Source organism: Streptomyces halobius, assembly GCF_023277745.1.
GTDB lineage: Bacteria > Actinomycetota > Actinomycetes > Streptomycetales > Streptomycetaceae > Streptomyces > Streptomyces halobius.
Map to the genome: position 1 here is coordinate 1,303,992 of NZ_CP086322.1, position 14,222 is coordinate 1,318,213.

General features: G+C 68.8%; 10 protein-coding genes and 2 pseudogenes. 4 read left to right on the forward strand and 8 right to left on the reverse strand.

Going from position 1 to position 14,222, the window contains the following annotated elements:
* Positions 1 to 59 precede the first annotated feature (59 nt).
* The 5 genes from K9S39_RS06325 to K9S39_RS06345 all read right to left on the reverse strand — a co-directional run bounded on the left by K9S39_RS06325 (position 60) and on the right by K9S39_RS06345 (position 5,472).
* Entirely contained in the window at positions 60 to 1,775 is a 1,716-nt protein-coding gene (locus K9S39_RS06325) for a relaxase/mobilization nuclease domain-containing protein (protein WP_248862347.1), read from the reverse strand.
* On the reverse strand, positions 1,775 to 2,290 hold the full coding sequence (mobC, locus tag K9S39_RS06330; protein WP_248862348.1) for a plasmid mobilization relaxosome protein MobC: 516 nt from the start codon (positions 2,288 to 2,290) through the stop codon (positions 1,775 to 1,777). The genes K9S39_RS06325 and mobC overlap by 1 nt, the downstream gene beginning before the upstream one ends.
* Before the next feature lie 250 nt (positions 2,291 to 2,540).
* Complete coding sequence (locus tag K9S39_RS06335; protein ID WP_248862349.1) at positions 2,541 to 3,437, reverse strand: DUF2637 domain-containing protein; 897 nt, start codon at positions 3,435 to 3,437, stop codon at positions 2,541 to 2,543.
* Positions 3,438 to 3,646: 209 nt separating this feature from the next.
* Positions 3,647 to 4,975 (reverse strand): DUF3631 domain-containing protein, encoded by a 1,329-nt coding sequence (locus tag K9S39_RS06340; protein ID WP_248862350.1) that lies wholly within the window; start codon positions 4,973 to 4,975, stop codon positions 3,647 to 3,649.
* A 266-nt stretch (positions 4,976 to 5,241) separates the two neighbouring features.
* Positions 5,242 to 5,472, reverse strand: coding sequence for a hypothetical protein (locus tag K9S39_RS06345; RefSeq protein ID WP_248862351.1), 231 nt, complete (start codon positions 5,470 to 5,472; stop codon positions 5,242 to 5,244).
* Between the two features lie 97 nt (positions 5,473 to 5,569).
* Here K9S39_RS06345 and K9S39_RS06350 point away from each other — a divergent pair, with 97 nt between their 5' ends.
* Together K9S39_RS06350 and K9S39_RS06355 are read left to right on the forward strand one after the other, a co-directional pair.
* Positions 5,570 to 6,265 (forward strand): helix-turn-helix domain-containing protein, encoded by a 696-nt coding sequence (locus K9S39_RS06350; protein WP_248862352.1) that lies wholly within the window; start codon positions 5,570 to 5,572, stop codon positions 6,263 to 6,265.
* Positions 6,262 to 7,963 (forward strand): annotated as a pseudogene (locus K9S39_RS06355) (site-specific integrase). Before K9S39_RS06350 ends, K9S39_RS06355 begins: the two are co-directional and overlap by 4 nt.
* An 80-nt stretch (positions 7,964 to 8,043) precedes the next feature.
* Here the strand turns inward: K9S39_RS06355 and K9S39_RS06360 are convergent.
* From K9S39_RS06360 to K9S39_RS06375, 3 genes are all read right to left on the reverse strand, one after another.
* The gene (locus K9S39_RS06360; RefSeq protein WP_248862353.1) at positions 8,044 to 8,595 is read right to left on the reverse strand and encodes a hypothetical protein; all 552 of its coding nucleotides are present in this window, start codon (positions 8,593 to 8,595) and stop codon (positions 8,044 to 8,046) included.
* Positions 8,595 to 9,617: a tyrosine-type recombinase/integrase gene (locus tag K9S39_RS06365; RefSeq protein WP_248862354.1), complete on the reverse strand. Its 1,023-nt coding sequence runs from the start codon at positions 9,615 to 9,617 to the stop codon at positions 8,595 to 8,597. The genes K9S39_RS06360 and K9S39_RS06365 overlap by 1 nt, the downstream gene beginning before the upstream one ends.
* 809 nt (positions 9,618 to 10,426) lie before the next feature.
* Positions 10,427 to 12,016: an ISL3 family transposase gene (locus K9S39_RS06375; RefSeq protein WP_248868613.1), complete on the reverse strand. Its 1,590-nt coding sequence runs from the start codon at positions 12,014 to 12,016 to the stop codon at positions 10,427 to 10,429.
* Positions 12,017 to 12,161: 145 nt separating this feature from the next.
* On the opposite strand from K9S39_RS06375, the pseudogene K9S39_RS06380 reads away from it, so the two are divergent.
* Together K9S39_RS06380 and K9S39_RS06385 are read left to right on the forward strand one after the other, a co-directional pair.
* A pseudogene (locus K9S39_RS06380) lies at positions 12,162 to 12,329 on the forward strand (IS701 family transposase); the annotation flags it as partial.
* Positions 12,330 to 12,512: 183 nt separating this feature from the next.
* The gene (locus K9S39_RS06385; RefSeq protein ID WP_248861314.1) at positions 12,513 to 14,192 is read left to right on the forward strand and encodes an ISAzo13 family transposase; all 1,680 of its coding nucleotides are present in this window, start codon (positions 12,513 to 12,515) and stop codon (positions 14,190 to 14,192) included.
* Positions 14,193 to 14,222 lie beyond the last annotated feature (30 nt).

Here is a 14,222-nt window from a genome sequence, read left to right on the forward strand (position 1 = left end):
ACAGTCCCTGCCGAGGCCAATAGCCCCGGCAGGGACGGACTCAGGCCAGGTGCTCGGCCTCAGCGACGCCGATGCCGCGCGCCCGCAGGCCCAAACTGGTGCGGGGGAAGTGGCTCGGGTTGGGCAGGGCGTGCAGCTCGGATCCCAGTGGTGCTTTGGGCTTGGGCGGCCAGGGCCTGGGCGCTGGGGGCCGGCCTTGCGCTGAGGCGTTGGACGCGCCAGGCGAGGGTCCGCGCTGGTGAATAGGTGTCGTCCAGTGTCCGCTGGTCGGCTGCCTGTTGGAGGAGCCTGGCGGGTATATGCCCTGCGGCTTCCGCCTCTGCGAGCGCGGTGGCCAGAGCGCCCCACGCGGGGTCGTCGAGGACCCGCTGAGCATGGGCGGGGACGGCCTCCCATATCTGGCGGGCGAACCCGTCGACCGTCTGCTGGGGCGGCTTGCGCTGGGCCATGGCAACCAGGGGAGCGGCAGCCGCCTGGTCGTACGCGGTCTGCAGGTGTACGAGGGTCTCGTGTGCGGCGATGACCTGCTGGTCGTGCTGGCGTTGTTGGTGCCAGCGGGCGGCGGCGATGACGACGAGGACGGCCGCGTCGAGGAACATCGCGAGGACAGCGCCGTCGCCCGTGACGGGATGAGAGCGCATGGTGCGGACGGCTCCGCGCAGGGCACGTGCATGCTGGTCGTTGTTGCGGATGCGGGAGCGGGTGGCGCGCTCGAAGGCGATGGCGGCGTGCTGGAGCTGGGGCCGGATGTCTTTAGGTGCGAGGCGGGGCAGTGCGTCGAGTGCTTCTCCGAAGGCGGCGAGGTGCGCCTGGGCGGCTTCGTCGTCACCCTGGTCGAGGTGGTGGGGGATGCGTTCGGCGGCGGCGGTGGCCTGGTGCCAGGGGTTGGGCCTGCGCGGGCCCGGTTGCTGGTCGGTGGGCTGGAGATCAGTGACGGCCAGGCGCTGTTGAATTTTGGGGAGGGACAGGTCCGGGGCGAGTTCGGAGCCGGAGAACCAGATGGGCTCGCCTGCGGCGTTGGTGTCGCCTTCGAGGGCGACCTTGTAGCCGCGCAGGTCGCCGGAGGGGAAGTGCTGGACCTCGATGCGGACGCTGCCCAGGTCGGTGAGCAGGCGGAGGAACTCCTCGGTGCTGGCGGCGACCGCCACGGAGGTGCGGACGGTGGTGCGCAGGCGTTCGCGTGCGGTCTGCTGCTGGCCTGCGCGGCGGGCCTTTTCCTGTTCGGCTCGGGTGGGGCGTTTGGCTGCGGTGCGGTCGCCGCGTACAACCTGGAACAGTCCGTATTCCTCCTCGATGGCGGCCAGTTCCTTGTCCGCGGTGAGGTAGTCGTTCCAGTGCCGTGCCGTGCGCAGGTCGCCGCGGACTTTGGTGGCGGCGATGTGGATGTGGTCCGGTGCGTGGCGCACCGCGACCCAGCGGCAGCCGTCCGGGTCGCCTCCGGGCGCGATGCCGGTGGCTGCAACGACGCGGCGGGCGATGTCGGCCCACTCCTCGTCGCTGAGGATGCGGTCGGTCTTGGCAGCGCGGATCGAGCAGTGCCACATGTGCTTCTCGGGTGCACGGCCGAGCCGCCTTGCCTGTTTGACGTGTAGGTCGAGGTCGGCCACGAGGAGCTTCTTAGTGGCGGCGAAGTCGTCAGCGCGTCCGGGGTCGGGGGCGAAGCCGTCCCAGGAGGCGACCAGGTGCGGGTCGGTGTGGTCCTTGGCCTTCTTCGTGTCGAACAGGTACCGGACCAGGCCCGCGGTGTCCTTGCCGCTGCTGATCTTCGCGATCATCAGGCCGCCTTCTTCGCCACGGCCTGGTTCGCCGCCGCCGCGATGTGGCCGACTGCGGTGCCGACCGCGGTCACGGTGTGCTCGGCCTGGGCCAAAGTGGCGGTATCCCCAGGGTGTGGATCGCCGCCGGAGTTGAGCTTCTTGGCGATCTGGTTGATGTTGTGGCCGATCTGGGCGACCTGGCGGCGCAGGGTGTTGAGCTCGTCGATGTAGTCGTCGAGTTGGGTGCGCTGGCCGGGCAGGGTGAGATCACCGTGGACGTGAGCCATGACGACGGCGCCGACGTAGTGGGCGCCGGCGATGTTCAGTGACCGGGCCGCGGCGAGGATCTTGGTTTTCTCGTCGACGCTGTAGCGCACGTCGACGCGTTCTTTGCGCCGCACGTCTTCGCGCTTGCGACGGCGGGCGACACGGTGCACGGCGGCGGCGTCGGAGGCACGCGGCAGCGACACAGCGCTGGCGTCGACGGGCTGTTCCCCCTCGGGCACCCCCTGGTGCCCGAACGCCTCCGCCACCCCCCGGGGCGGAGGCTTCCCCGTGGGGTCGGCCCTTGGACGGTCCAGCGGGATACCTTGCTGCGCTGTTCAGGGCGGTGGTCATCTCCAGCTGGGGGGTGAGGAGTTCGCGTTGCGGGTCGTGCATGGGTTGGTTCTCCGAGGGTGCTGGTGTCGGGTGCTTCGCTGTGCGCGGCCCCCGTGTCCCCGCGCTTGTCTGTACGGGGACACGGGGTGAGCCAGGATGGCGCGATCAGTGCGATCGCAGGGGTCAGGCGGTGCCGACGGGGGCTGTGTCGAGTTCCCTCTGCCGCTGGGAGGCGGCTTCGTCGAGTTCGGCCTGAAGGATGTCCTTGATCTTGTCCGCCTCCGTCCTGCCGATGGTCAGGTCTCTGCTACGGAACGTGGCTTCGATGTGGCGGCGCGAGGCGCGGCCCTTGCGCCCCAGTGGCGCGGTGCGCGCGATGGCGAGTCGTTCGGGAGAGATTTCGCTGGGCTCGTGACCCTGCGGTTCGGCGGAGGATTGCGGGGCCTCAGCCACTTCGGCGGTGTCCGAAGCCACGTCGGCAGAATCCCGCGCCACGTCGGCGGGGCCGTGAGCCACGTCAGCGGCAGTTGGCTCCGGTGCGGCGGGAGCATCGTCAACGGGGGCAGGGGTCTCGGCACCGTCGGAGCCGTTGTGGCTGTGACTGGCGAGGTTGTAGCGCTCTGTGGCGTCGGGCTCCTGGGGCCGAGGAGTGGGGTGGCGGTGGATGACGATGTAGAGGTGGACAGCGCCGGCCAAGGCGAGTGGGGCGATGGCCGACAGAGCGCCGACGGTGACGTCGTCGAGCCGGAGGCCGTCGCCTGGGCGGGCCTGCTGGTTGAGGCGGACGGCGTGCAGGGCGTTGGCCCAGATGCTCGTGACGGTGGCCGCACCGACGAGCGCCCATACGTACGCGCGGGAGAGCGTCGGGGCGGTGCGCAGCATGAGCAGGGCGCCGACGCCGATGGCGATGAACCCGTCGATCACGAGCGGGAAGGCGTAGGTGAGCAGTCCGCGGATGTGGATGGCGACGGCCATCTGCCGCAGGGCGTCGTAGGAGAGGGCGAAGGCGAACAAGGCGAGCAGAGCGATGCCGGCGCGGATCGCGTCGGTGCCGCGTATGGCGGTGGTGGGGGCGGGCAAGCGGAGGCACTCCAGGTGGGATTGGGGCGGCGGCCACGGCGCAGGGGCAAGCGAGGGGGCCGCCGTGAGGGTGGCGTCTCGTACCACTCGTTGCGTGCCTGGTCAGGGCAGGTACGAGTGGGGTGGTGATGTCGACTCGACTCGTTGCGGGCCGTTCACTCGTCCCCGCGCTGACCTGCGCGGGGACGGGTGCGACGAGTCGAGGAGGGTCAGGCTGCGACACCGAGGAGAGGCTCAGCCACCGGCTGGGCCGGCCCGACTGGAGGCTTCGGCGCGGGGCAGTAGCGGGCCCAGGCGTCGAGGAATTGGTTGCGCGCGAAGCCCTTGGCCTGGGTGCCGTCGGGGAAGCGGCGGTTGGCCGAGCTGATGCCGTAGGGCTTGAGCAGCAGCTGCAGAGCGCGGGCGGTCAGGCCGTTGGGGCCGTACTCGGCCCACGGCGCTTCCTTATCCGCGTTGAGGTGCTCCAGCAGGCGCTTTGTGCCCAGCACCGCTGGATCGTTCTCGGCGGCGAAGGCCCGGCGGATGCCGACCAGGAGGCGGGTCCGCGTCCCGCCCTCCTCGTCCTGTCCCGCCTCGTAGTCGGTCATGATGCGGCAGGCGGTGCGGGCGAGCGCGGGCCATTCGCCTCCGGCGAGGTCGGCGACGATCACCAGGGGTTCCCAGGTGTCCGCCGCGCGGTCCTCGACCGGCATGACCGGCTCCATCTCCATCGCCTGCGCATGCAGCGGCGGCAGCCAGGCGGCGAGCCGGTCGCGGATCGCGTGCAGGGCGGGGGTGTCCCGGCTGGTGCGGAAGTGCGCCACCTTCTCGCCCGCCGCCCGGCGGCGCATCCGGATGACCACCGACCGGTCCATGATCGTGTCGGGCAGGTCGTCGATCCCCGCGAGCGCGGCCATGGCGAAGGTGGGGAACTCCTGCACCTTGTGCTCGGGCCCGGACACGCGCAAGGTCGGCCGGTTGCGCTGATGCCCGGCATTCAGCAGGCCGCGCACCTCCTCGTTCTTCTCCGCCGCTTTGGCAGTGCCGAAGAGGGTGTCGGCCTCGTCGACCAGGAGGGTCGGCGGGTCCTCCTCGGTGATCGAGCGGAAGATCGCCGCCGCGCTGGCGTTGACCGTGATCAGGCGGTTGTGCACGGTCTCAAGCGCCACCTCCAGCAGCCGCGACTTACCGCACCGCTTCTCCGGAGCGACCACCGCCAGACGCGGCGCGTGCTGCCACGCGTGCTGCAGGTGCGTGGCCGCAACCCACAGCGTCACCGCCGTGAGGGCCTCCTCGCTCGGCAGCACCACGTACCGCTTGAGCTGCGCCCGCAGATCAGCCAGCACCAGGGCGCCTTCGGCCGGCTCCCTGTTGGGTACCTCCTCGGACCCGACCGGCGGCGCCTGCTCCTCGGTGCCGTGGGAGCGGTCACCGTGGTCGTCGTTCGCCTCCTCGGCTCCCTCGCCACGCAGGTGCGCGCCGGGCTGACCGGGGACGGCCGACGTGGGCCAGACCGCATTGGAGGGTGCGGAATAGGGCTCGGGTGTGGCAGGTTGCATCAGGCAGCTCCTCGTCTGGCGGTGGCGGGCTCGCACGCCCTTGCCGCCGGGTTGGTTCACTTCAAGCCGTGCAGGGGAGTTGTGAGGGCCTCCGGCGTCGCACCGCCGGGGGCCCGCTTTGTTCCCCGGGGGAACGCCGGGGTTGTTCCCTGGAGGAACACCTGGGGCGTGCCCTGAGGGAACACGGACAGTACGTCCACGCCTGTCCACAGTCCAGCGTTTCTGTGTCAGCTCAGCGCAGAAGCGTCTGCTACGGACGCGTCCCCTCATGCGGCCAGGCCCAGCAACTCGAGCAGGTCGGCGGTCACGACCCGGTACGCCTTACCCAGGCGCAGCACCTTGCACGGGTACTGGCCGCGCTTCGCCAGGGCGTAGCCCTTGCTCCGCCCCAGCCCCAGTGCCCGGTTGCCGGTGTCCAGGTCAACAGCGGCAGGCAGGGCCAGCAGCTCCTCCCGGGTCATGCCCTTCGGCGGGCTGGTGATCTCGTCGTCGCGCATGCGGCGCTCCATCCATAGCTGAGCCCTCGGCGAACACGGTGATCGCGTCCGTCTCCAGGCATGAAAACAACTCTCTGACCAGAGATATTGTGTCTACATGACACAACGCGATTTCGATGATGGATTCCATGACGAATACGAAGACGAGGACGACGTCCCGGCATGGGCCGACCAGGTGCAGGCCACCGTGGCCGCCGAGGTCCGGCGCCGAAGGAAGGAATTGCGCATGAGCGCCCAGGACCTGGCCGACGCCTGCGCGGAGATCGGGTACCCGATCCCCCGCAACGTGATCGCCAACATGGAGTCCGGCCGCCGCGCCGTAATCCCCCTCGTTGAGGTCATGGTCCTCGCCAAGGCCCTGCGCATCCCGCCGGTCTGCCTTCTCTACCCGATCGGATACGTCGACCAGGTCCACCAACTCCCCTTCCAGGCGCCGGTATCGCCCGGGGAGGCGATGGCCTGGTTCACCGGCAACACCGATGACCGTGACACGAAGAACTCCATGCTCAGCCGCTTCCGCGCCCACGCCCGCGATCAACGCGCTGCCCTGGCAGCCCTGGAAGGCGAGAAACGCGAACGCTGGAACGCGGAGACTGCCGCCACCTCCGCCGAACGGGACGAGGCCCAGCTCGACCAAGCCGACTACGCCGAAATGGCCGTACTTGCCAAGTACCGGCTCCGCCAACTCCGCATCGCCATCCGCGAAGGCGGCGCCACACCACCCCACCTTCCCACCGCACTGGCCGACGTGGACCCTCTCGTCGGCAACACCACTGAGGAGGACAGCCTTTGAAGGGCTCCACCCACCGCCGTTGCTACTGCCGCGACGCTCACACCGGCAAGCCGCTTGGCAAGAACTGCCCCAGGCTCTCCACCCGTAAGCACGGCTCGTACTCCATACGCCAGGAACTCCCGCCCCGCGAGGACGGCACCCGCCGCTCCTTCAGTCGCGCCGGCTACGAGAGTCAAGGCCGCCCAGGCCGACCTGGACCACATACGCGCGCTCCTCGGGCTCGCCGAATCCGACGACCCCGAGGGGCTGGCACAGATCGCCGAACTGTTGGAGAAGGCGGCTGACGAGAAGGCACCTCTGCCGAACGTCGAAGAGACCCGCCGCCGTCTCAGCCACGGCCTGGACTTGACCAGCCGACTCACCGTCGGCGAGTGGCTCGACATGTGGCTGGCGGGCAAGAAGGGGCGGCAGAGCGCCATCAGCCGCGACGAGAGCAACATCCGCCTCCACCTCAAACCGCGGATCGGGCACATCCGGCTGGACCGTCTCCGCGTCAGCCACCTGTCGGAGATGTTCGAAGCCATCGCCGAGGCCAACGTCGAGATCATCGAGGGAAATACCGCCCGCCGCAGGGCGATTGAGGACCTTGCCCAGACCCCCTGGAAGGGGCGCGAACACCGCGCCCACCGCAAGGTGCTGAAGGCTGCCATCGCCGAGATGGAGCCCTTCCGCCGCATCGTCACTCCGGCCACGCGCCAGCGCATCCGCTCCACGCTGCGGGCCGCACTGAACGCCGCGATCGCCCAGCAGCTGATCACCTTCAACCCGGCTGCCCACGTCGAGCTGGAGGCGGGCAAGCGCCCCAAGGCGCTGGTGTGGACCGAAGAGCGCATCCTCCACTGGAAGCGCACCGGCGAGAAGCCCTCGCCCGTGATGGTCTGGACGCCGGAGCACACCGGACTCTTCCTCGACCACGTCGCGGAGGACCGCCTCTACGCACTCTGGCACCTGATCGCCTTCCGCGGGCTGCGGCGAGGCGAGGCGTGCGGGCAGAGGTGGACCGACACGCACCTCGCCGACGGCCGCATCACCGTTGCCAAGCAACTCGTCGTGAGCGGCTGGGAGGTGTATGAGGACGATCCCAAGACCGACGCGGGCGCGCGGACCATCGCGCTCGACTCGGACACGGTTCGCGCCCTCCAGCGGCACCGCGTCCAGCAGGACAAGGACCGCGAGGAGTGGGGCAGCGCCTGGGTGGAGACCGGCCGCGTCTTCGCCAAGGAGAACGGCGAGATGCTCCACCCTGCCAATGTCACCCGCCGTTTCATCGAGCTGTGCGAGGAGATCGGCCTCCCGCCGATCCGGCTCCATGATCTGCGCCACGGCGCGGCGACGCTCGCCCACGCGGCCGGGGCCGACCTGAAGGACATCCAGGAGATGCTCGGCCACTCCTCGATCGCCATCACGGCGGACACCTACACGAGCTTGCTGCCGGAGACCGACCGGGCAATCGCCGAGGCCGCGGCCCGCCTCGTCCCTCGCGCACGCCGGGCGGAGCAGGCCGCCGAGGCCGAGGCGAACCCCGAAGCGGACGAGGAATCCCAAGCCGAATCCGTAGCGGACGGTGCCGAGGAATCCGGCACCGAGCAGATACCCGTTGATGCCGAAGTATCCACAGCCCAGCCGGGCCCTGGTGCCCCATCCGCTCACGCACCGCGCACGCAAACGGCCCCGGACGAAGAGTCCGAGGCCGGTTGACGCGCCCCCCTGGGGAGAAATCCCAGGTCAGCGCGGTGTAGCAAGAGCCCCCTGTCGGATTCGAACCGACGACCTTCGCTTTACAAGAGCGTCGCTTCAAGGTTGAACAGAGACGTCGACAGGGCCTTGACCCCGCGATTGGGAATGCGACGGGCTGCCTCCAGCAGCAGATCGCGGCCCTGGTCCCAGTCTGTCTGCTGCAACTCGTGCGGCTGCTTGCCGAAGAGGGCCACGAAGTGGCCCAGCAGATTGAACTGGGACATGGCCAGATAGTCGCGGAAACCGAGTGTCCGGGCCGTCTCCATGAACCGCAGGTGCAGTTCCGGCTTTGTCCTGGCCAGCACGATGCCTAGCCGTGGGCGCCGCGCGACCAGGTAGTCCGCGCCGGGCTGCAGACGTCCGGTGACTGAGAGCCAGCTGATGAATCGGTGCGTCTCATGGTTGAACGCGAGTTGACGCTCGAGCGGAAGGCGGCAGAAGTCCTCTAGATCGGGCACTGCGGCGAGCAGTGCGCGAGCACCCCAGCGGACCCTGTGGTCGGTGTTCATTCCCTGCCCGGCCCGGTGGGCGAGGTAGTACTCGACCAGGTCGGGGCGCACGATCGGCAGGGCCGCGGCTCTGGCCCGGCGCATCAGGACTCCACCCTGTCTGCGTCGATGGCGGCGCTTGCCTGGAGGTATTGCTCGACGAGCCAGCTGTTCGCCAGGTGGATGTAGATCCTGGTCGATTCGATGGAGCGGTGTCCGGCCTGGGCCTGTACCGCTTCCAGGGCCATGCCCGCCTCCCGCAGCCGGGTCAGACAGGTGTGACGGAGCTGGTGGCAGGTCAGCCGCGGCAGTCCCGTCCGTCTGCGGACACCGTCGAGAATTTCGTCCAGACCGTCGGAGGACAGAGGCCGGCCGCGGGTCGGCCCCCGCAGCACAACGAACAGCTGATCGTGATCGACGGCAGGTCGCTCCTGGTCCAGATAGTCCCCGACGGCGGTGAAGAACTGCGCAGAGATCGGTATCAGGCGTTGATGCCCGCCCTTGCCTTCGCTGATGAACACCCGACGTTCTCCCGGCGAGAGGTCTCCCAGCCGCAAGCCGAGTACTTCGCAGCGGCGCAGGCCGCCCAGCAGCATCGCGAGCACCATGGCCCGGTCCCGTGCGGTGTTCAGTGTGCCGAGCACCGCCTCGACCTCGTCCGGGCCAAGGACACGCGGCAGAGTGCGGGGCGTCCGCAACAACGGTGCCCCGCGATTTCCGCCTCGTCGGCGGTTGGCCAGCCCCGTCGGCACCGGGTTGCGCTTGACGGCCAGGTCATCGCGGGTCATCAGGTAGCCGAACAGCCCCGAGACACTGGCGAGTCGACGCTTGATGGTCCGTGCCGACAGACCCGCTTCACCGTCCTCGAGGCGGACGACCTTCGGTCCTCGCCGCGGCTTCTTCTGCGCGGTGATGAACGCGAAGACGTCGGCGGTGACGACATCTGTCGGCTCCTTGGGCACCGCCGAGAAGAAGATCTTCAGGTCGTAGGCGGTGGCCAGCAGCGTGTTCGGCCGGCAGCGAGCCGCCACGAACTCCAGGTAGTCGTCGACCAACGCGTGACCCAGCGATGCCGCAGGGTTCCCTGCGGCATCGACACCTCGTACCAGCTCCGGCTGCCAGGCCATCCGAGCTCCTCGACGGGAGCGACCATCCTGGCCGGGAACACGAGATCGCGGAAGAGTCGTCACCCACATAACCGCCGAAGTGGGCGAAGGCCCGGCGGTGGCAGTCGAAGAAAGTCTGCAGGTCCTGGCTGGTGGTGAAGCAGCAAAACGGGTCGCGAGAGTACGACAGCGTCATGTGGAAGGAGTAGACCTTCGGGATGCCCATGTGGGCGAGGATCTTGCCCTCGTCGCCCCAGTCCACTTGCGCCTGGGCTCCGGGGATGACCTCGAAGCGGCGGTGCATGCCCGCCAGTTCCTTCGGCGTGATGCCCAGTTCCTCCGCGATCCGAGGCCGGGCTTCCTGGACGTAGAGCTTCACACGCTGGTAGTTGCCGGTGAAACCGTACTCCTGGGCGAGACGCTCGTGGATGACCGCGGCCTTCATCAGGATCTCGGCCCGCAGCATCGAGTCGACCAGCGGAGCGAACTCGTCGATCACCCTCGCCCGCACCCGCCCGTTCGGCGACCGGCGCGGAGGCGATGCGGGCCCGTCGGCAGACAAGTACTTGCTGACCGTCCGCCAGTTCAGCCCGGTCTCCTTGGCGACCTCCGACAGGCTCATCGCCCCAGACTCGACCAAGCCACGAAAACGCCGGAGTTCCAGCAAACGCTCCGGGTCCAAGACCACGGTCCACCCCCCCTCTGCACCCCTGGACAGGACAAGCAGCAGAGTGCCGGGCACCAGCCCTCAACACATCAAGAACTCTGCACGTTCATCCGTACGCGGCTCTGCACGTTCACGGCTCTGGCAAGATTTTCGTAGCTTGAGATCATCTCGGTGGTGTCATGGTCGACCGGTCCGCATAGCGGCGTCGGAGGTGGGCGATCAGGACGACACGGTGGCGGAGGAGTGGGACGCTGGCACGTCCTGCCATCAGTCGTTTCTGGAGTTTGACGTCCGTGATGCGGCCCTCGTTGACGCCGGAATTGTGGATGGTGGCGATCCCTCGGGCGACGGCGCGCTGGTCTTCGCGCAGGGCTCCGGCGATACCGGCAAGCGGTGCCAGTCCGCTGCGGGACAGCTCGTCGAGCCAGCCCGGAAGGGGTGTGGCGTCGCGGTTGTCGAGCATGGCGGCGAACCGTCGGACCAGGTCGTGGGTGTGCCGAAGTTCCGGGCAGTGGTCGATCAGCCGGTGCAGGCGGTGGGTGACGTGGAGATGGCGGCGGTCCGGATCGGTGATGATCCAGCGGGCGGCCTCGCGCGGAGACGGTGGACGCTCGCGGGGTTGACCCAGAGGCAGTCCGCGTCGCAGGGGTGCGAGGGCCATCTTCACGCGCTGGTAGTGCCCGAGGTAGCCCTTGTTGCGGAGTTCCTCGTGGAGGACCATCGCGTTGTGTTCCCCCTCGTCCCAGCGTTGTTGCAGGTAGTCGCGGTAGGGGTCCAGGGTGGAGGGCTTGCGGGGCGGCCGCCGCATTACCTCCTGCCAGGTGCGGGCGCGGGCGTACTTGCGCACCGTGCGGCGGTCCAGGCCGAGCTCCCGGGACACGGCACTGTAGGTCCGGCCGGTGTCGGTCAGGGCATGCACGGCCTCGAACAGCCTTCTGGCGTGGCGCCCGGCTCGGGTGCCCGCTGCGGCGTCCTCGGCGGTCTCCTCAGCCGGCGCCGGTTCGGCCTCTTCGGCCGGCGGGAGGGCTTGGGGCAGGCAGCCGCGGTGGGCGGCGGCGACGTCCTGGACGCGGCGGGACAGGCCCTGCCAGAGATGAAAACGGTCGCTGACCTGCACAGCCTTGGGGGCTCCGTCGGCGATGCCCTGCCGATAGGTCAGCGACCCATCGCGGCAGACGACCTCAACACCGGGATGCTCACGGAGCCACCGGCTGAGCTGCTCAGCATCCCGCCCTTCCCACAGCGTGACCGGGAGCCGGGTGGTGGCATCGACCAGGAGGGTTCCGTACGTATCGCCGTAGAGGGCGAAGTCGTCCACGCCCAGGACCCGCGGTGTGGCGTGGGGCGGCAGCGGCATCCGCATCAGCTGCGACAGCACAGTGCACCGCGACAGTGTGACGTTCAAGACACGCAGCATCCGGGCCCCGCCCCGGCCCGCCAACAGCACGCCCACCGCTTCAACCAGCTGCTGGAGCAGGGGCGTGCGCCGCTGATAGTGCACCGTCAGGCCCGGCACCTGCTCGGCGAACGTCACCTTGCCGCATGTGGAGTTCTCGCAGTACAGACGACGCACGCTCAGCTCGATTAGCACCGGGCGGCCGCCCAGCGACGCGTCGGCGAGTCGTCTGACGTAGCGGCTGTGACACCACCCGCTCGGTGTCCCACAGCCCGTACAAGCCGCGGGAACAAGCGATCGCGTACGCGCATGGACAACCATCACAGGTCCGGAATCCTCGACCGAGGAGACCAGCACAGCCGCCAAGTGCGGTAACAAGTCTGAAAGTTCAACTGAGCACGCTCAAAGGCTGCCCGCTATGCGGGCCGGTCGACCATGACACCACCGAGATGATCTCGGGCTACGAAAATCTTGCCAGAGCCATTTCAGCTCGTACGCCGACAACGACTACCAAGTCCGCCGCTATCCCGGCTGGCACCGCCACATCACCCTGGCCATGGCCGCACACGCCTGCCTGACCGTCCTGCGAGCCCGTGAACTCTCTGCCGGAAAAGTAGAAACGGATCCTCCCAGCTCATCGGCCTCAGCCTCGCCGAGATCAGACGCCTGATCACCCGCCTCACCGACCGCCGACCCACACCCGTCGACCACATCCTTCACTGGACACACTGGCGCCGAAAGCGACAACACCAGGCCCGCATCAGTCACTACACACGACGCGGACACAGCCCATAGAACTGCCCAGCCATCAACACAAACACCGTTTTCCCGGTGTTCCTGTCGTTGGTGTGGTATGCGCATACCGAGCGAGGTTCGTGACCAACTTTCCCTGAGATTCGGAGTGTTGTTCCCTCATCTGAATGAGCGGCAGCAGCGGCTGGCGCTGGCTACCGAGGCCCGGCTGCTGGGGCACGGTGGGGTCCGGGCCGTCGCTTGTGCCGCGGGGGTGAGCGAGACGACGGTGCGGAAAGGAGTCTTCGAGCTGGAGGGTGGTGAGGACCCACTGCCCGATGGCCGGGTGCGCCGCGACGGCGGCGGTCGCAAGAGCGCCGAGGAGCTTGACCGTCTGCTCGTTCCGGCTCTGCTGGCGCTGGTGGAGCCGGATGAGCGGGGCGATCCGATGTCGCCGCTGCGGTGGACGACCAAGTCGCTGCGGTGTCTGGCCGGGGAGCTGACTCGGCAGGGCCATGCTGTGTCGGCGCCGACCGTGGGCCGGCTGCTGCGGGAGAACGGTTTCAGCCTGCAGGCCAACGCGAAGACCCTGGAGGGAGCCCAGCACCCGAATCGGGATGCGCAGTTCCGGTATATCAACGACCAGGTCAGGGACCATCAGGCGGGCGGCGAGCCGGTGGTCAGCGTGGATACGAAAAAGAAGGAAGTCGTCGGCCAGTTCAAGAACGCGGGCCGCGAGTGGCGGCCGACGGGCCGGCCGGTGCGGGTCGGTACCCATGACTTCCCCGATCAGGAGCTCGGCAGGGCCGCCCCGTACGGGATCTACGACATCACTTCGAACACCGGCTGGGTCAGCGTCGGCTGTGACCACGACACCGCTGCCTTCGCGGTCGAGTCGATCCGCCGCTGGTGGAACGGGCGAGGACGCCTCGACTACCCCGGCGCTACCCGGCTGCTGATCATCGCCGACGCCGGTGGCTCCAACGGCTACCGCACCCGGGCCTGGAAGACCGAACTCGCGGCCTTCGCCGCCGAGACGGGCCTGGCCGTCACTGTCTGTCACATGCCTCCGGGCACGTCGAAATGGAACAAGGTGGAGCACCGGCTGTTCTCCGCGATCACGATGAACTGGCGCGGCCGTCCGCTGACCAGCTATGAGGTCGTCGTGCAGAGCATCGCCGCGACCACCACACGCACCGGGCTCACCGTCCACGCCGAACTGGACCCCGGCCGCTACCCCACCGGTGTGAAGGTCAGCGACGCCGAGATGAACGCGGTGCCGCTGACCGGCCACGCCTTCCACGGGGAGTGGAACTACACCGTGCACCCCCGCCTCACCGAGCCGGCGAGCCTCAGCGGGCCGACCGTCGGCCTCGACCGTGGGGCCCTGTCGCACCCCGCCCTGACGGGCATGACCAGCACCACACTGACCGAGCTGACCACGGCCCTGGCCGCCCCCTGGCAGGCACTGCACGCCCCGGACCACACCACCCGACGCGACGGCGGCACACGTCGCCGGGCCCCGGGAGGCGGCCGCAAAGCCAAACTGAACCTGGCCGACCGCGTCCTGGCTACCGCGCTGCAGCAACACCTCGCCCTGCCGCCCACCGCGCTCGCCCGCCTGTTCACCGTCAGCAAGGACACCATCCGCGAGGCCACCGGCGAGATCAGACAGCTGATGGTCCAGCACGGGCACTCCCTCGGGCCCGCAGCGGCGCACCTGAGCACCCTCACCGGCCTCCTCGTCTACGCCACGGCGCACGGCGTCACTCTCACGCCACAAGCAAAACCCACACCTTGATTCTTTACGGTCCCTAACTTCGCGGCATTG